Source organism: Flagellimonas hymeniacidonis (assembly GCF_008040165.1).
GTDB lineage: Bacteria > Bacteroidota > Bacteroidia > Flavobacteriales > Flavobacteriaceae > Flagellimonas > Flagellimonas hymeniacidonis.
Map to the genome: position 1 here is coordinate 1,915,508 of NZ_VRUR01000001.1, position 16,240 is coordinate 1,931,747.

Annotated in this window: 20 protein-coding genes; 7 read left to right on the forward strand and 13 right to left on the reverse strand. The window is 38.0% G+C overall.

Going from position 1 to position 16,240, the window contains the following annotated elements; translation table 11 throughout:
* Positions 1-12: 12 nt before the first annotated feature.
* Positions 13-435, forward strand: coding sequence for a nuclear transport factor 2 family protein (locus FVB32_RS08670; protein ID WP_147743284.1), 423 nt, complete (start codon positions 13-15; stop codon positions 433-435).
* Between the two features lie 63 nt (positions 436-498).
* Here FVB32_RS08670 and FVB32_RS08675 read toward each other — a convergent pair whose 3' ends face one another.
* The 5 genes from FVB32_RS08675 to FVB32_RS08695 all read right to left on the reverse strand — a co-directional run bounded on the left by FVB32_RS08675 (position 499) and on the right by FVB32_RS08695 (position 5,517).
* Positions 499-921 (reverse strand): SRPBCC family protein, encoded by a 423-nt coding sequence (locus FVB32_RS08675; RefSeq protein WP_147743286.1) that lies wholly within the window; start codon positions 919-921, stop codon positions 499-501.
* Positions 922-996: 75 nt separating this feature from the next.
* Positions 997-1,758 carry a helix-turn-helix domain-containing protein gene (locus tag FVB32_RS08680; RefSeq protein WP_147743288.1) on the reverse strand — a complete coding sequence of 254 codons (762 nt, stop codon included), beginning with the start codon at positions 1,756-1,758 and terminating at the stop codon, positions 997-999.
* A 314-nt stretch (positions 1,759-2,072) separates the two neighbouring features.
* Positions 2,073-2,519 (reverse strand): DoxX family membrane protein, encoded by a 447-nt coding sequence (locus FVB32_RS08685; protein WP_147743290.1) that lies wholly within the window; start codon positions 2,517-2,519, stop codon positions 2,073-2,075.
* 1 nt (position 2,520) lies between these two features.
* Positions 2,521-3,399, reverse strand: coding sequence for an IPT/TIG domain-containing protein (locus tag FVB32_RS18000; RefSeq protein ID WP_147743292.1), 879 nt, complete (start codon positions 3,397-3,399; stop codon positions 2,521-2,523).
* 12 nt (positions 3,400-3,411) lie between these two features.
* Positions 3,412-5,517 (reverse strand): TonB-dependent receptor plug domain-containing protein, encoded by a 2,106-nt coding sequence (locus tag FVB32_RS08695; protein WP_147743294.1) that lies wholly within the window; start codon positions 5,515-5,517, stop codon positions 3,412-3,414.
* Positions 5,518-5,619: 102 nt separating this feature from the next.
* Here FVB32_RS08695 and FVB32_RS08700 point away from each other — a divergent pair, with 102 nt between their 5' ends.
* The gene (locus tag FVB32_RS08700) at positions 5,620-6,546 is read left to right on the forward strand and encodes a DUF6607 family protein (RefSeq protein WP_147743296.1); all 927 of its coding nucleotides are present in this window, start codon (positions 5,620-5,622) and stop codon (positions 6,544-6,546) included.
* 22 nt (positions 6,547-6,568) lie between these two features.
* Positions 6,569-7,054 (forward strand): FMN-binding protein, encoded by a 486-nt coding sequence (locus FVB32_RS08705; RefSeq protein ID WP_187269528.1) that lies wholly within the window; start codon positions 6,569-6,571, stop codon positions 7,052-7,054.
* A 74-nt stretch (positions 7,055-7,128) separates the two neighbouring features.
* On the opposite strand, the gene FVB32_RS08710 is transcribed toward FVB32_RS08705, so the two are convergent.
* Positions 7,129-7,545, reverse strand: a complete 417-nt coding sequence (locus FVB32_RS08710) for a VOC family protein (protein ID WP_147743300.1) — start codon at positions 7,543-7,545, stop codon at positions 7,129-7,131.
* 67 nt (positions 7,546-7,612) lie between these two features.
* On the opposite strand from FVB32_RS08710, the gene FVB32_RS08715 reads away from it, so the two are divergent.
* A complete protein-coding gene (locus tag FVB32_RS08715) occupies positions 7,613-8,470 on the forward strand; it encodes a helix-turn-helix transcriptional regulator (RefSeq protein ID WP_147743301.1) in 858 nt (285 codons plus the stop codon).
* Between the two features lies 1 nt (position 8,471).
* Here FVB32_RS08715 and FVB32_RS08720 read toward each other — a convergent pair whose 3' ends face one another.
* Positions 8,472-9,578 (reverse strand): adenylate/guanylate cyclase domain-containing protein, encoded by a 1,107-nt coding sequence (locus FVB32_RS08720; protein WP_147743303.1) that lies wholly within the window; start codon positions 9,576-9,578, stop codon positions 8,472-8,474.
* Positions 9,579-9,632: 54 nt separating this feature from the next.
* Here FVB32_RS08720 and FVB32_RS08725 point away from each other — a divergent pair, with 54 nt between their 5' ends.
* The 3 genes from FVB32_RS08725 to FVB32_RS08735 are packed head-to-tail and all read left to right on the forward strand — an operon-like array spanning position 9,633 to position 11,404.
* Positions 9,633-10,037 carry a DUF5367 family protein gene (locus FVB32_RS08725; RefSeq protein WP_147743305.1) on the forward strand — a complete coding sequence of 135 codons (405 nt, stop codon included), beginning with the start codon at positions 9,633-9,635 and terminating at the stop codon, positions 10,035-10,037.
* Positions 10,038-10,048: 11 nt separating this feature from the next.
* Positions 10,049-10,540: an anthrone oxygenase family protein gene (locus FVB32_RS08730; protein WP_147743307.1), complete on the forward strand. Its 492-nt coding sequence runs from the start codon at positions 10,049-10,051 to the stop codon at positions 10,538-10,540.
* A 27-nt stretch (positions 10,541-10,567) separates the two neighbouring features.
* The gene (locus FVB32_RS08735; RefSeq protein ID WP_147743309.1) at positions 10,568-11,404 is read left to right on the forward strand and encodes an NmrA family NAD(P)-binding protein; all 837 of its coding nucleotides are present in this window, start codon (positions 10,568-10,570) and stop codon (positions 11,402-11,404) included.
* A 42-nt stretch (positions 11,405-11,446) separates the two neighbouring features.
* Here the strand turns inward: FVB32_RS08735 and FVB32_RS08740 are convergent, their stop codons facing one another.
* The 6 genes from FVB32_RS08740 to FVB32_RS08765 form a co-directional block, all read right to left on the reverse strand.
* Positions 11,447-12,769, reverse strand: a complete 1,323-nt coding sequence (locus tag FVB32_RS08740; protein ID WP_147743311.1) for a vanadium-dependent haloperoxidase — start codon at positions 12,767-12,769, stop codon at positions 11,447-11,449.
* Between the two features lie 165 nt (positions 12,770-12,934).
* Positions 12,935-13,657, reverse strand: a complete 723-nt coding sequence (locus FVB32_RS08745; RefSeq protein WP_147743313.1) for a DUF3307 domain-containing protein — start codon at positions 13,655-13,657, stop codon at positions 12,935-12,937.
* A complete protein-coding gene (locus FVB32_RS08750) occupies positions 13,654-14,262 on the reverse strand; it encodes a transcriptional regulator (protein WP_147743315.1) in 609 nt (202 codons plus the stop codon). The genes FVB32_RS08745 and FVB32_RS08750 overlap by 4 nt, the downstream gene beginning before the upstream one ends.
* Positions 14,263-14,449: 187 nt before the next feature.
* On the reverse strand, positions 14,450-15,262 hold the full coding sequence (locus FVB32_RS08755) for an SH3 domain-containing protein (protein WP_147743317.1): 813 nt from the start codon (positions 15,260-15,262) through the stop codon (positions 14,450-14,452).
* A 188-nt stretch (positions 15,263-15,450) separates the two neighbouring features.
* Positions 15,451-15,897, reverse strand: coding sequence for a hypothetical protein (locus FVB32_RS08760; RefSeq protein ID WP_147743319.1), 447 nt, complete (start codon positions 15,895-15,897; stop codon positions 15,451-15,453).
* Between the two features lie 105 nt (positions 15,898-16,002).
* On the reverse strand, positions 16,003-16,191 hold the full coding sequence (locus FVB32_RS08765; RefSeq protein WP_147743321.1) for a hypothetical protein: 189 nt from the start codon (positions 16,189-16,191) through the stop codon (positions 16,003-16,005).
* Between the last annotated feature and the right edge of the window lie 49 nt (positions 16,192-16,240).

Genomic DNA, 16,240 nt, shown 5'->3' on the forward strand with positions numbered 1-16,240 from the left:
ACAGATTATAAGATGAACCAAGACGAGATAAAATTCCCAATACCTCCCTTTACTTTGGAGACAGCGAAACAAAAAATACAATTGGCGGAAGATGCTTGGAACAGTCAAAACCCAGTGAAAGTCTCTAAAGCCTATACAATGGACAGCGAATGGCGTAACCGTTCCCAGTTTGTGAATGGGCGGGAGGAGATTCAACAATTCCTAACGGACAAATGGCAAAATGAGCGTAATTATCGATTGAAAAAAGAATATTGGGCACATGGAGATGATCGCATTGCAGTTCGTTTTGAATATGAGTACCAAACTAAAGAAGGGGATTGGTTTAGGGCATACGGTAATGAAAATTGGCAATTTGATGCAAAAGGGTTGATGAAGAAGCGTTATGCCAGCATCAATGATGTTCCCATAAATGAAGGAGATAGAAAGTTAAAGTAAATAGGAAAGAAAAGCGGGGCAATTGCCCCGCTTTTCATGTATGGCGAACATAATCTTTAGGTTTTAACCCTTGTTGATATATTCTTCCATATCATTTAATCCCATGCCCCAAAGATTGATAAAAGCTTCCTGGGCCTTTTCAGCGTTCTCTGAAGCAGATTCAAAGGTTGCTGACCAATTTACTATGGCCAGACCATCAGTATTGCTATCCACGCTCATGGTACCAATAATGTTTTCCACAGGCAACATATCTTGTTTTGGAATTGCATATTTAAAGATGCGAGTTTCATGATTCACTTCCAAGATGTCCTCGGTAAACTGATGCCCTTCACCTGTTTCGCAGTAACGTTTGTCACCATCCACACGGCAACTTTTAATTAGCGAGTTGAACCATTTGTCAACTCCACTCACGGCTCCAATAACCTCCCATGCTTTTTCAGGAGTCACGTTAAGTTCTTTTGAAATTTTTTCATGATACGTTTTCATAATAGAAATGATTAAGGTTTTTAATACCTCAAAATTCCCCGTAATCTCCTAGAATGTATTGTTCGAAAAGTCTAACTATTTGTCTGACAGGTTCAATTTAAATACGGTTGGACTCATACCGTATTCTTGTTTGAATTTTTTTGAAAAATGACTAATAGTTTTAAAACCACAATCATATGCAATTGCACTTATTGATAAATCCGAGATGGTTAAGAGTTCCTTAGATTTTTCAAGTCGCTTTGCGCTAATATATTGGGATGGAGAAGTATCATAGGTTTCTTTGAACATACGTTTAAAGGAAGAAAGGCTCATATAGTTGAGTTGGGCAAGCTCCCCCACGGTTACATCTGAAAAAATATGTGATTCAATACTTTTTTTAAAACCTATAACGCGTTTAGAAAACAAGTTTTCCAAAATGTGTCTAACATTTGATGCATCTTTGGTCTGCATCAACAGTAAAATAATTTCTTTGACCTTTAAGACCAACATGTCTTCATTGGCCAGTTGTGGATGGTCAAAATAGAAGAGAATATCCTCAATGTATTTTTCAATAGGTGCAGAAGCATGTATTACGGTCATGTTGTTTCCGGTATATACTTTTTTCTTGTATAAAAAGGAAGGTGTTTCTTTTTCATAGATCTTTCGTAAAACTTCTGGATGAAAATGTACGGCTACAGCCTCATACATGCCTGTTTCAGAATCAGAAACCATCTGTGACAAATAGCTACCACATTTCATTAAAACAGATTGCCCTTGGTAAGACTTTAAGACTTCATCTTCCGAAATGGAATTATAGGCACCTTGGCGAATATGAACAAAACATGCTTCATTGGGCATGGGGTTTGGCTTTTTAAAAGGCGGCCTGATCAGCGCCAATTCAAAAAGTAATTTCCCGAAAAGATATATGGTCTTATGTTCAACAATCACAACAGTTATATTGCATTGGCTAAAATAGGCGTAATTGCGTAGCCAAAATTTTTGTAATGAAAGGATTCACGATGTGAAATTACTTGAATTACACTGAATACTGTTTTACAAAAAGTTCATTTTTTTGTTGAATTAGTTCATTGGATGTAAAAATCATATCGCTATAAAAAAGAAGCGGGGCAATTGCCCCGCTTCTTCAACAAACTAACTAAAACTCAAACTAACTAAATCGGTTTGATCCAAAGCAGGTGTCTCCATTTGCTTCTTTCCTTTAATATCAGCCCTACATTGATGGTGAATAGACCTCCGGTCTGAAGGAGCTCTCCCATTTCATCTGCTTCCAAGAAAACATGGAACAAAAAGATGTGCAAGGTAATCGGCAATAAGAAAATAGCACCTATAAAACTAGTGCCTTGCAGCAGCAAGAGAAGTCCAAAGAACAGCTCGCAAATACCCAAAAGTTGCCAAAAGTACCCTGTTTGTTTTGCACCGCTGATGTACAATATCTTTTGAAGTGTACTTTCCTTTTCGGGAGCTTTAAATTTTTCTGCTTTTTCTACAACTTCAACAGGTGAAGGAATTGGTTTTTGGAATTTTTGAATTCCGCCATAAACCATCATTCCACCCAAAATGAGCCGTAGTATGATAAAAAATATATTAGCTGCTTTCATGTTACTCAGCTAAAGAAGTTTCTCCCTCGTTGGGGTTGTAGACATACTTAAAAGTATATACTCTAGATTCATCAACAAAAGGGTCTGGTTGTGCTGGAGCATCTCTATAATAACTTAAGATTTCCACTTTGGCATATTTTCCATCATGGGTACGAATAACCAAAACTTTACCTGGAATTGGACTTATGGTAAAGGTAGACGGGTTGTAATTGTACCAACCATTATCACTACCGCCAGGAATGGCAAATGCTCCATCAGCATCTTCTGCAAAGCTCAATCCGACAGCAGATGTTACTTCTGAAAAAATACCATTTTCAATAGCAGCACCACCGCTTCCATTTCGGGCAGGTTCGTCAGTAGTGCCTGTTACAGCTCCTCCATTAATTGCGATGGAAGTACCCCGAAAAGCAATATCCCAGTCGGTTTCGCTATCTGTTATAGCCCCAGTTTCAAAACTGAATTTGGCAAATGGACCCCCTACTGGCTCTCCTTGCCCTCCTGTTTGAGGTGCGGCTAGGTTACTCATAGTTTCAGCTACTAAATTGGATAGAACGGTGAAGGAACTAGGAGCAGCTTTGGTGAATCCGTTGGCAACAATACTGACTTCTCCACTAGTAGCTCCTGCAGGAACTTCCGTCACAATTTGGGTGCTGGTTGCAGATGAAATAGTGGCTGCAACGCCTCCAAAGGTTAAATTAATGGCAGTTGCATCAGAAGGAAAATCTGAGCCAGTAATGGTAATTTCAGTACCAACAGTGCCAGAAGATGGAGTTACAGCGGTAACGTTAAATGCTGTAAGCGGGTCACTATCGTCATCACTGCAGCCTACAAAAGCAACAAGCATAACTAGTAGGGTAAAAAGTTTTAAAGTGGTTTTCATGTGTAATTAAGATTAAAATTGAATATTAAGTTTTGTGAATAATTGAATTCCTGGATTAACAAGCAGCTCATTGTCTTGTGCTGCGAGCGGGTTATTTCCCTTAGAATCCAGTAGATTGTTAGCACCTAGTTGTACTTGATAGTGCTTAAAAAATGTCTTGCCAAAGGTGAGGTTCACCAAAGCATAGCCTTTTACAAAAGAGTTGTCAAAATCATCCAGAAGGTCATTGCCGTTCCGGTCTGTTAACCCAAACTTACTGCGGTAGGTAACCCTAAGATTTGCATTGGTGTCCCATTTTGGTATTTCATAAAATGCTTTAAAGTTGAGCGTATGCCGGGAACGATTTTCCAATCCAAAATAGTCTGATTTGGTTAGGCGAATCGTTTCTAAAGTCTCAGGATCCCGTACAAAAACCTCACCATTTTCTATGGCTTCTTCCCGATCCTTATCAAAAGCATACAAAAGTTGATACCCCGCCGAAAGGTTTAGTCCTTCAATGAGCTTATACTTTAAGTCAATTTCCAAACCCTGGGTATATACACTTTCCCTGTTGATATACCCAAAAACATTTTGGCCATTGGTTTTGGCAGCTAAAATTCGAGTATCAACAAGGTTTTTAAAATCGTTTCTAAAGAAGTTTAACGCGGTGGATAACTTTCCTTTTTTATAGTCTAAACCTAGATTGTAACCAACGGAACTTTCGGCATCCAATCCTTCCCCTAGCTCATTTGGATTTACTTGAAGTGTGGCAATTTCGTTGTTATCTTGAAGGCGCTGTATACCTTCCGATTCAACCTCTTTCCCAAATACGGAATATCCACCGCCAGCAGCATTGGTAAAGTCCAGATAAAGCTGTCTAAAATCGGGCGCCTTAAAACCGCTTCCCACAGATCCTTTTATGGAGAAGGAAGGAGTGAAATTGTATTTAGCAGATATTTTTGGACTTAATTGCGAATTGTATTCGCTGTGATTGTCAAATCGGGCACCGACAATTACATTCAGTTTTTCCAAAGGCTTAAAATCGTATTGGGCAAAGGCGTATTGGGATTCAAAAGTCACTTTTTCAGCAAATAGCGAACGATTTAAGTTTTCAAAATTGTAACCGCTTCCAAGGGTCAAAGTATTATGGGGAGAAAAGCTGTGATTGAACCGAATTTCCGGCCGCAGTAGTTTTTGGTCAAAGTCGTTTTCAATAAGCAGTTCATCATTAATAGGGTCTACAATTTGTTCATTGGTGATATAGTTGGTATAATAAAACTCATATTGTAGATTACTCTTTTTAGTGGGATTGTGATTGATGCGCAACTGTAGATTTAAATCTTTTTCTTCACTGATATCAGGAGAGATGTCAAACTCTTGGAAGAAGTAGCGGCCCGAAGCAAAGAAGTCCAATTTCTCCGAAGAGTCATAAAACATACGTCCGTTGAATGTATAATTGAAAAATGGATTGACCGTTTGTCCATCTTGATTTGGGGAGAGATCATACCCATCGGTACTTAGACGGTCAGCAAAAATGGAATACCCAATTTTTTGACTCCGTTGGTTGAGGCTTAGGTTGGTATTTTGATTGTTAAAGGAGGCAATACGATGCGAAATCTGTCCATGAATGTCTTCAGAAGTAGGCTTTTCCGTGATGATATTGATGACACCTCCAAGTGCTTCAGAACCAAAAAGACTGGACGAAGGTCCTTTTACTACTTCAATTTGTTTGATGTTGCCTATCGCAAAACGACTTAAATCCAAATTTCCCGAACTTCTACCTACAACAGGTACTCCATCGAGCAGTACTAAAATATAGTCGGAAGCAATACCCTGAATCTGTACACCTTCACCTCCGCCGATAGTGGCATCAGGCGTCATGATGATTCCAGTTTGTTCGTTTAAAATCTCATTTAAACGAGTTACCCCGGTTTGTTGTAATTGTTTTTGAGGGATTAAGGTTACTGGCAGGGGAAGGGACGATAATTGACGGATAGTCCGCGTAGCGGTAACTACGACCTCTTCTAAATTCTCTGTAAGGATGGAGTCTTTTTCTGTGCTATGGCCATCTTGAGCAATACCTAAGGTGCTAAAAAAAAGTAAAAAATATATTAGAATATTATTTTTATTTAGACTCATTCTATTTAGATTTGCGACAAATATATAGTTATTTATAATTGATCTAAATAAAAATAATAACTTTTTTGAAAAAAATCACAAACACTAAAAGCAAACATTAGAATGAAACGAGTAGCATTTTTTAGCGTCTTTAGCTTAGTATTTATTTGTTCAACAATAGCACAGGAAAAAAAGGAACTGGACAAGAAAGCCATTAAGGATATGTGTGGCTGTTATGACATTACTTTTAAGTATACCGAAACTTTTGCTCCAGAAATTGATTACGAGAAAAAAATGGATTACACTGCCGGGGCTTTAGAATTGGCACTACCCATTTTGGATGAAGAAAATAAGATTTCTATTCAACACCTCTTAGTCGTAAATGATTCTATGGTGATTAAGCATTGGAGACAGGATTGGGAATACGAAAACCAAAATGTTTTCTACTATGACAAGGATAACAATTGGACTTTTAAAAGCTTGCCCGCCGAAGAAGTGAAAGGGCAATGGACCCAAAAGGTATACCAAGTAGACGACAGCCCAAGGTATTCTGGATCTGCAACATGGATACATGCTGATGGGAAACATTATTGGGAAAACAAGACCTATTCCCCACTACCAAGAAGGGAATATTCTAAAAGAAGCGATTACAATGTAATGCTACGAGGCAATCGTCAGGAGATTACGGGCTATGGTTGGGTACATGAACAGGATAATGACAAAATTGTTCGCACAGATGGGCAGGAAGATGTGTTATTGGCTCAAGAAAAGGGAATGAACGTTTACAAAAAAGTGGAAGATTCCAAATGCAAATTGGCCCTTGAATGGTGGAAAGACCATAAAGATTTTTGGGCTGATGTACGAAATTCATGGGAGTGGGTTTATAACCGCAAAGGAGATTTAACCCTGCTTAAAAAGGTAGAAGATAAGCCACTATTTATGCATTTCTATCCTTTGGAGAAAATGGGAGCGGGAAATGATGAGATCACTAAGGTTATCTCAAAATTTGTGGTGGACAGCAAAACAAATTCCAGTGCACAGGGCAAGTAGCTTTCGGAAATATAAATCGGTAATGCTATGCATAGCAGTACTGTTTTTAAGTTTTTCGCCAAGCAAAATTTCACCACGTCTGAAGCAAAAACTGAACAGTGCTGTACAGACTACCTTCACGGTTGAGGTTTTTCAACTGGAAATAATTCAAGCGGATCTTGGAACTGATATGTTATATAAGATCAACCAAGAGGATGAATTATTGGGGTATGCCTATTTGGGTGAAGCGCCAAGCATGAAGGATGTGTTTGATTATGTGGTGCTTTTTAATCCAGATTTAAGCATAAAGAAATCCAAAGTACTAATCTACAGGGAAAATCACGGTAGACAGATTGGAAGTCAACGTTGGTTGAAGCAGTTCATTGGAAAAGGGCTGGGAGATACATTGGAGTATGGTGAGGATATTGATGCCATATCCGGAGCTACCATTTCTGCCAAATCCATGACCAAGGCCGTTGAAAAAACATTGGAGCATCTTGCCGTTTTAAAAAAGGAAAAGGTTTTATAAGAATTTACCATAGTTATCAGAAAAGAAAGCGGGGCCAGTGGCCTCGCTTTTAGATTCAATGGCTATGTTAGTTCTTAAGAATGATATCCTTTCTGAACCAGGCGTTTGGATATCCACCAATAATTGCCCGCCGGATCTATAATTCCTCCCTGGCGATCCTCATACGTCATGTCTTCAGGTTCAAAAACTAGTTTTGCCCCATACTCTAATGCATTTTGGAACAGTGCATCCACATCTTCAACATATAAATAAAACGCAGTCCGCATTCCTTCAAATTGACCTCTAGCCTGGCTGATCATGAAGCAACTATCTCCAATTTTTAGAATAACATTGCTGATATCGCCATTGGCCTCATTAATAGACCTATTTATTTCTTCAGCGTAAAAGGCATTTTTCAAAAAGAGAATCAACGATTCAGGGTCGGCAACAAACAAATAGGCATTGACGGTACCAAAACCGTCAGGGGTATACGTGTTAAAAACTGCTTTCATATATGTGTTTTAATAGCAATGGAATTTGTAACAAATTAGGTATTTTTAGTCTATAGTATTAAGACGAATGGTAAGAGAAATATTGGACATCAATGATTTTATTGTTTTGGTTGAAGAAGGTAATTCTGACACCGTTACGGTGGACTCATGTTTGTTCGATGAACCGGTCATCGCTGTGGCCTTTTACGGATCAGGAAATGTTGCCCTTTCGGTAAAGTACGGGGATAAACAAAGAGATTTTGATCATAGTAAAGGTTTGGCACTTTCTTTTTATGCTGATGAAAAGGTGGAATTTGTACATACGATTTCTCCTGATAAGCCTCTAGAGTGCATTTTAATTGCCACTTCGCCTAAAAATCTTGAAAAATTGCCTAATGAGGAAGGAGAATTATTTTCACAAATGTTGGATCAATTGGTCAATCCAACTGGGCATTATGTAGAGGGCCCAAAGTTTTTTATGACTCCTGAAATGCAATCCATTGTCAATCAGATTTTTCATACCACTTATACTGGTAAGACCAAAATGATGTTCTTTAGGAGTCAGGTAACCGCATTGTTATCGCACTTTTTTGGACAATTGGCCACGAAAGTTGGAGATGATATCAAAACATCGGAAAAGGAAAAATTATTTCAAGCTAAGGAGATTTTATCCACAAATTTGGATACACCACCTTCGTTGACCGAGCTGTCTATGCAAATTGGCCTCAATAGCTTTAAGCTTAAAAAGAACTTTAAAGCACTTTTTGGGGTACCGGTTTTTAAATACCTTCAAAATGAAAGGTTATCCAAGGTACATAACCTGTTACGCAATCGGGACGTTACGGTGCAAGAGGCTGCATGGCATGTGGGGTATGATAGTCTTAGTTCATTTTCTAATGCCTTTTCTAAAAAATATGGATTTCGCCCAAGTGAAATAAGAGGATAAATTAGAGAGAATCCTTGGCTACGGAGCAAATGGAGACAGCTCCTTTTTTCCCCTTAAGGGGAACACTTCCCATAGTCTTAAACGTATAGTTGGCTGAGTCCAGTTGTATTTTAAGGGTTTCGGATAGTAAAAGTTCACTGTCAAAATTGTTGCACTGCCCTTGAATGCGAGCTGCAGTATTGATAGTATCTCCATGATAGGCAATCTCTTTTTTGTATTTACCCACTTCGGTTACCGTTACAATGCCTGCATGAACACCGGCTTTAAAAAATGGAAGACAATCGTACTTTTCTTCATAATATGCTCTTTTTTCTTCTAATTGGCGTTTAAAATTGTAGAAGGTTTTCAGCAGGTTTTGGTTTTGAATTCCTTCTTCCAAAGGCCAAGTAAGGACCGCTTCGTCACCCACATACTGATAGATTTCGGCATCATTGGAAATGGCGATCCCCAAATCGTTAAAACAATCTTGCACTAATTTGCTGTACTTTACATGGCCCAATCTTTCTGCCAATGTTGTGCTGGCCTGAAGATCTAAAAACATGAAAATGCGCTGTTCCTCCCGCGGTGTGTAAAACCTTCCCAAGAGTAATTTTGCCAAATTCCCCTCACCCAACATTAAATTTACTTGTCTTAAGATCGCTAAAAACAAATCCACGGAAAGCATATAAAAGTAAATGGCGCCACTGCCACGATCAAATGCAAAGTCGAGTATGCTCATAGAAGTTCCAAATAACATTTGGTAAATACTATAGGCGGATATTACCATCAATATTAAGAAGAGAATGGTGTACAGGAAACGGATAAGTAACAAGCGTTGTATGGATATGGACTTATAAATTCGTTCTTCCACTAAAATCTGTGCAACCCCTGATACGATACCTAGGATGGGCCCCAGAATAACAGAGATTATGAGATTGTCTGGAAAGTTGAACTGGAGATCTCCCAACTCTTGGGTTCCCACACCTCTTACAATACTCAGGAAAATACAAGCCAAGGTCCAACCTGAAATATAGAATCTGAGTATGCGCCACCTGCGTTTATTGTTTACTGAAAGAACCATAAGTCCAAAGTTATCCTTTTCGAACAAATCTTCCTCCTTTTTGAACAAATGAACTGCATTGGTGGGTTCTAGTTTTGTCCTGTAATTAAAAAGTAAATCATTATGAAAATTTTTAGAGCGATTTTAATCGGAGCCCTAATTTGGTTTTTTGGGGTACTTAGCTATCTAATGGTTCCCTCCATACCATTTTTTGAGGATTTAGGCCTACAAGCTAATAGCGTGTTGGCTATAGTTATATTGCCATTGGTTTGGTTTGGGTTGTCCCTTTACTACAAAAAAAGGGATGCCACACATGGTTATGAAATTGGAGAAGCGATGTTATTAACCTGCGTAGCCTTAGATGCTTTGATAACCGTTCCGTTCACAATTATACCCGCAGGTGGTAGCTATTATAGTTTTTTTACATCTTTTGATTTTTGGTTCATTGCCTTTGAATTTATAGCCGTCGCTGTAATCTACTGGCGTATTATGGTGAAGCCTAAATTGGAAAATAACTTAATTGGATAAAACTGGGACCTATGGAAATTTCATTGAGCAGTTTTGTATTGTTCTTAGCCACTTTGTTAACCGGATTGGCTGCCGGACTATGTTTTACTTGGAGCAATGCAGTAACTTCTGGAATTGGAAACTTGAACGATTTGGGGTATCTGCAATCTTTTCAGCAAATGAATCGCAGTATTTTGAATCCGATATTCTTTATCGTGTTTTTTGGCCCATTTTTCATAGCTCTTGCGGCTGCCATGCTAAACAAATCTAGTTCACCACAAATCTTTTGGATAGCCTTAATAGCAACTGTGTTTTACTTCGTAGGAGTAGCTATAGTAACCATTTTTGGAAACGTTCCTTTGAATGAAATGCTGGACAAGTCCGATTTAGCTTCAAGTAGTCTTGGAGAACTAAAGGCATTACGAGAGAAATTTGAAAAACCATGGACCCAATTCCATTGGATTCGGACCATTACATCAGGGATATCATTTATGCTGTTATTGATAGCGGCACTTTTAAAATAAAAATTTAAACGACAAAAATTAAAAATCATGAAAAGCAACATTTTAGTATTAGGAGGAAAAGGAAAAACAGGACGAAGAATTGTAAAACGTCTACAAAATTTGGAACATAACGTAAGAATTGGGTCCAGAAGTGAAAGCCCTGCATTTGATTGGGACAATCCAGAAGGGTGGTCCGCTGCTCTTGATGGTATGGAAAAGATTTACATTACCTTTCAACCAGACCTTGCAGTTCCAGGTGCGTTGGAAGCAATTGAAGGTTTGGTGACAATAGCTAGGCGTAAAAACATTAAAAAACTGGTGCTTTTATCTGGAAAAGGAGAACGTGAAGCGGAATTGTGTGAACAGGTAGTAATCAATTCAGGAATAGATTACACCATTGTAAGAGCCAGCTGGTTTAACCAGAACTTTAGCGAGAGCTTCTTTTTAGAGTCTATTTTGGGAGGACATGTAGCCTTGCCACAGGCAGAGGTTAAAGTTCCTTATGTTGATGCTGAAGATATTGCAGATGTGGCTGTGGAGGTCTTACTGAATGATGAGCACAATGGGCAGATTTACGAACTTACTGGATCTAGACTGTTGACATTTAAGGAGGTTGTGGCTGAAATAGCTCAGGCCACAAGCAGGGAAATAGCATTTACTTCTATTTCTTTGGAGGCATATGTTAAAGCTATGGAAGAGCAAGGAGTTCCTTCTGATTATGTTTGGTTGATCAATTATTTGTTTACCGAGGTATTGGGGAAAGAATCCAATCAGGTAATTACCTATGATGTTGAGAAGGTATTAGGACGAAAACCAATAGATTTTTCAGATTATGTGAAGAAAGCAGCAGCTACTGGAGTTTGGAATCAGACAGTAGAGGCATAAATTAACCTGTTAAAAGAGGTATGCTCTAGAGCATACCTCTTTTTATTTTATGGGAGTCATAAAATTTTCAATAGCATAACCACCAATTTTTGTTCCCAGGCTATTTCCTTCTTCAGAATCGTACCGAAAATGAATGCCTAAATAAACTCTGGACATAGATGCTTCTAGTCCGGCCTCAGAAAAGCTATTAAAGGATCGTGTAGAAGGTGCCATCTGGACTTTTTCAGAAAATGGCCCTGCGCTATCCACCTCTTCCGTAATCATTACAAAGGAATAATTGTCACCTTTTCCCAAAGTATTGGCTAATGTCTTCATGGCCGCAGAACTTGCAGTACCGTGAGCTGAAGGATAGGAAGGGAAGGGATAAGTATGTTGATGCAGATTATTCCATTCCAAATCTGCATGGGTGTCAGGGTTTTCATCATTTTCTGCCCATCGTATAGCTGTGTAGGGCCTCCAATGATTATAATGAAATTTATTATCAAAAACATTGATATAAGCATCATAGACAGCCATATTCATTAGCGCAAATAACCGAGAAGCTTCCCAAAGATTTAAGTTTTCCTTTAGGACCAGTTGTCTTGCCAATCTATTATGGGAGTTTTCAACAAAATCTTTCCACCACATGGCTAAATGGGTTTGATCTGATGTTCTTGTTGGATTTTGAGTACTTCCCACCGCTTTAACTTCATTGAATGCTTTGGTGTAAGCATCACTTTTGATTTCAGGAGGTGGAGGTGATCTGAAATAGTTCTGGGCAGGAAGCATAAAAGGCTCTGCTTTGGCCCAACCGGATCCAAAAATAAACCCCACTGGGGTTCCGCTGTGTTCGTTAAACTCAGCATACACTCCTGGAGCCATTGGATGCCAGGTGTAATCTGCCTCTCCATTCCACGCATCTTTGTTTCGCTTATTTAGAATATTAAGGGCAGAAGCCTCGGCGAGGGTTTTGGATGTAGCATTTTCATCTTTAATATTCTTTATCCATTTATGCAATTCCGCTTCAAATACACTTTTTTTATCTGGATATTGCCTAACCGCTACGGTATATGCAGCATAAGCAGCTGTAGCAATAGGCTCGGTATAAATTTCTTCTCCCTTGTAAGCATAAGTGTTGTATAAGGGAGCTATGGAATTCAATGCATCGTGAATAGCAATATGCATCATAGTAACGGTTCTAAGCCCTTTTAAAGTTAGTAATCCATCCTCTTCGATAGCGATTTCCATTATTTTTTGATTCCAAGAAATAAGTACCTCTGGAGTATATTTGGCTACACTGATTTTTTGTGGTGCGCAAGCCTGTAAAAGAAGTGTAAAGAAGATTATGCAAAGAAGTTTGTGAAAGGATTGAATGGATTTGTTCATGTCTCCATAGATTTATTGGCAAAAGCATATATCAGGTCAACCTCTAGACTGTTAAAGGGAAGAATCAAGATGAATGATGTTTTGCGTTGATACTAAATTAGGGGGAAGACTTCTAGTATCTAAGATACGTTAAATTTCTAGTAATCAGTAAAATAATGCATTGTTTTAAATAATTTCAAGAAGATAGACATATACCATTCCAGATAGTATGGCGAGGCCAAAACTCAACAATGTTCCAATAAGCACATACTCCGTAAGTTTTCTGTTTTTGCCTTTGTTGAGATCCCCAAATCTAAAAACTGATTTTGCGGTTATCAGTAGACCAATAGCTGCCCATTGGTCCAATAAAATAAAACCAAAAACAAATAGACGTTCTAACATGCCAATGTATTTACCAGCATTTTTTAGAGAACTTCCTTCATCGTCATCTTCTTTTAATATTTCTGCAAAATAGGGCGCTAATAACATACGCATTAGAATACCTGAAACGTATGTAACAAAGACAAGGAAAGTAATAAATAATAGAATTTTTTCGCTAAATAAGGTTTGAAAATCCAAGTCAAAAGGGGTTACCCAATAAATAACTCCTGCTATTACCAATAGATGCAATATTTGATCCGCCACAAAAAGCCATCTGTAATTTTTTTCATTGGTAAAGGTTAGTTTGCCCAAATCAATTAGGTAATGGGAAATAATGATTACAGCTATAACTCCAATATGTTGCAGTTGTAGTAAAGCTAACAAAGCAATTAGATGGATGCCTATATGCCAGTATAGGTATTTTGATTTCCACTTTTTTTCTATTTTGTCTTCTACCCAGTGGGTCGGTTGAAATGCAAAATCTCCTAGAAAATGGGCCAGTATAAGTTTAAGGGCAAAGAGCATCATAGTGTTGTAAGTTGGGTTTTATAGAATTGTATCATTTTTTGTACTTCGTCAAATCCGGCGCGTAATAGTGCTTCACTGATGTTACTTTGGGAATTATCCAATATTGCAGCCAGTTCTTTTTGATTAGCATCGGGGTGTTCCATTGCAGTAGTTACAACTCTGGAAGTGGCCGGTAGCCAATCATCCATGCTTAGGGCTGCCAATTGTAGCATAAGGTTAAGTGTAGTATCAAAAGCTTCTGAATTTGATTTTAGGGCCAGGGTCTGTTTTTTTAGGCCTTCAAAGCATTCTCCAGAATGTACGAATGCTGACCCATTGGATTCTGTAATTTTTTCTGAACTGTAATTTTTTTCACCAAGACCAATGGCCATTCTTACATCAATACCCCTTTCTTGCTTTAAACTTGCTTTGATATGGATGGCGGCTTCCAATGCTTTTTCTGGGAGGATTTCCAATTGAAAGCTATCGCCACGGTAAACTTCCCATTGCTTAGGCTCTCTGCCATAGATATTTAGCACCTTCTTTAAAGAGGATAACCATGCTTCTGGTGTTGCTTTTCTAGAATTGATAATGTCTCCGGTTATTATGGCGGTTGCTATACTCATGTTACAAATATCGGTAAAATAACCGATAATAAAGAATATCGGCAAAATAACCGATAATTAAAGATATCGGCAAAATAGCCGATAATGAAGAATGTTTTAGTATATAGTGTGATAATCAGCACTTATTTGTAATGTAATTTTGCTTAAAATCCCCTTCAAAAAAAGCGAAAGGGGATTTGTATTTGTGCTAATTGGAAGCTTTCTGTTTGTAATCTGGAATTAATTTCCCGTTTACCCAGCTCAACTCTCGCTTTTCTTTAGCCATTTTGGACCAATTAGTGGACTCATCATAAACTTCATTTCTTTCTTTTTTGAAAAGAATTTTTTCTGGGATACCCCCTTCATCTTCTGGAAAAATGAACTTTTCTGAATATTGTAGTATACCCGAATCTGAAATTTGGGAAAGCGTTGCTACTTTGGTAAGCTCATCACCATGCGCAAAAAAGTAGATTCCGCCATTTTCTAGACCACAAGCTTCCGCATAATAATCAACATAGAACATTCCATCTACCCCTGAAAGACCTTTACCATCCAATATTTTAATATCGATATTAGGATGGGCCAAGGGGACCTTTTTTTCAATATAGGCGCCATTTTTCACATTCCTAATGTTCAAATAAGTAGTCTTGCCTTCTTTGGAATATGCAAAATAATAATGGTGCTCATTCAATGTTTTCTTTTGAAAAGACAGTAATCCACCTAAAATATATCCGGTGACTTTGTCATACTTTACTTTGTAAAAAGGGGAATCAAAACCTTTATACGGCCATGAAAAATTGGTTTTCTCAATAATCTCTACCCATTCTCCGATTTTTAAGAGTTCCAATACTTCAGATTCTATCCCGGGTCCAGATCTTAACTTCACATCATTACCAAATAGGTATGCTTTTTCTCCAGGCTGATAAGCACATTCATCTGAAGGGCAATTATATCCTTTTTGTGCGGTAAGGGAAATAGTAAATAGGGTGGCTAGGGCTGAAATAATAAATAATATCCTCATCGTATATATTTTTAAAGGTTACGACAGCCTTTAGGAGGAGTTGTTATTATATATACGGGATAAAATGTTAAAATGGATTTAGGCAATGCAAATTTAGCTTGTGTAATGACTAGCATGGTAAGGTTGGTATATAACCAAAAAAGAAGCCGCACCCATGGCTGATGCGGCTTCAAAATCAACAAAAAACATTATCCTCTTCTTCCTTTCTCCTGCATTTTCTTTTTGCCGTTCATGATCTTTTTCAATTTCAATTTTTTCCATGTTTGGTATTGTTCTTCTGTCAATACCTTTTTCATTTTTTGGTGCTGGGCAATTTGATGATCTAATCGGGTATTTTCAATTTCAAATCGTTCATCTGCCGTAGGTTTTTTCCATTCTCCACTTTCTTTCTTTGCTGTAATCTCTGCATGTTTGGCCTTTCGCATTTCGGCCTGTTCCAAATTAATTTCCATCACCTTTTTTTGCTGTCCATCATCTAAATCCAAGAGCAATGTCAGTTTTTTGGTGCTCAATGTGGCCAATTGTTCGGTGGTCAAATTGGCTTTTAGTTCTCTTCCTTTTCTGGGACCGTCTTGTTTTTGGGCAGTTAGGCCCAATGTGGTCATTAAGACCAGCAGTGTTGCTAATCGCTTCATATGTTTAAATTTTAATGATTTGATTTTTGGACATAGATTACGCCCAATGGTTTAAAACCTATCCATTATTTATGAAGCTTTTAACAGGGATGATGAAGGAGAGACCTACTCTTGTTTATCTGCGTTTTCTTCTTGAAGTTCTTCCAAAACAACTTGATCTTCAAACTCGGTTTTGGAGACTTCTTGGGATTGCATTTTATTTTGGAATTCCTCTCGCTGTTCTACAACATTGTATGCGAAGGCTGCAATCAAAAAACAGGAAAAATAGATAAGGCTTTTGATTTTATAGGTCATGATATTAGGATTTGGGATTACTAAAATAGAGAAACCTTTATCTAATAGC

Coding starts and splice junctions, on each gene's coding strand:
- FVB32_RS08680 (WP_147743288.1), bottom strand. CDS start 1,758: ATGCCCAATGAAGCATGTTTTGTTCATATTCGCCAAGGTGCCTATAAT.
- FVB32_RS08675 (WP_147743286.1), bottom strand. CDS start 921: ATGAAAACGTATCATGAAAAAATTTCAAAAGAACTTAACGTGACTCCT.
- FVB32_RS08765 (WP_147743321.1), bottom strand. CDS start 16,191: ATGACCTATAAAATCAAAAGCCTTATCTATTTTTCCTGTTTTTTGATT.
- FVB32_RS08670 (WP_147743284.1), top strand. CDS start 13: ATGAACCAAGACGAGATAAAATTCCCAATACCTCCCTTTACTTTGGAG.
- FVB32_RS18000 (WP_147743292.1), bottom strand. CDS start 3,399: ATGAAAACCACTTTAAAACTTTTTACCCTACTAGTTATGCTTGTTGCT.
- FVB32_RS08760 (WP_147743319.1), bottom strand. CDS start 15,897: ATGAAGCGATTAGCAACACTGCTGGTCTTAATGACCACATTGGGCCTA.
- FVB32_RS08755 (WP_147743317.1), bottom strand. CDS start 15,262: ATGAGGATATTATTTATTATTTCAGCCCTAGCCACCCTATTTACTATT.
- FVB32_RS08685 (WP_147743290.1), bottom strand. CDS start 2,519: ATGAAAGCAGCTAATATATTTTTTATCATACTACGGCTCATTTTGGGT.
- FVB32_RS08735 (WP_147743309.1), top strand. CDS start 10,568: ATGAAAAGCAACATTTTAGTATTAGGAGGAAAAGGAAAAACAGGACGA.
- FVB32_RS08700 (WP_147743296.1), top strand. CDS start 5,620: ATGAAACGAGTAGCATTTTTTAGCGTCTTTAGCTTAGTATTTATTTGT.
- FVB32_RS08745 (WP_147743313.1), bottom strand. CDS start 13,657: ATGATGCTCTTTGCCCTTAAACTTATACTGGCCCATTTTCTAGGAGAT.
- FVB32_RS08715 (WP_147743301.1), top strand. CDS start 7,613: ATGGTAAGAGAAATATTGGACATCAATGATTTTATTGTTTTGGTTGAA.
- FVB32_RS08730 (WP_147743307.1), top strand. CDS start 10,049: ATGGAAATTTCATTGAGCAGTTTTGTATTGTTCTTAGCCACTTTGTTA.
- FVB32_RS08750 (WP_147743315.1), bottom strand. CDS start 14,262: ATGAGTATAGCAACCGCCATAATAACCGGAGACATTATCAATTCTAGA.
- FVB32_RS08710 (WP_147743300.1), bottom strand. CDS start 7,545: ATGAAAGCAGTTTTTAACACGTATACCCCTGACGGTTTTGGTACCGTC.
- FVB32_RS08695 (WP_147743294.1), bottom strand. CDS start 5,517: ATGAGTCTAAATAAAAATAATATTCTAATATATTTTTTACTTTTTTTT.
- FVB32_RS08705 (WP_187269528.1), top strand. CDS start 6,569: ATGCTATGCATAGCAGTACTGTTTTTAAGTTTTTCGCCAAGCAAAATT.
- FVB32_RS08740 (WP_147743311.1), bottom strand. CDS start 12,769: ATGAACAAATCCATTCAATCCTTTCACAAACTTCTTTGCATAATCTTC.
- FVB32_RS08725 (WP_147743305.1), top strand. CDS start 9,633: ATGAAAATTTTTAGAGCGATTTTAATCGGAGCCCTAATTTGGTTTTTT.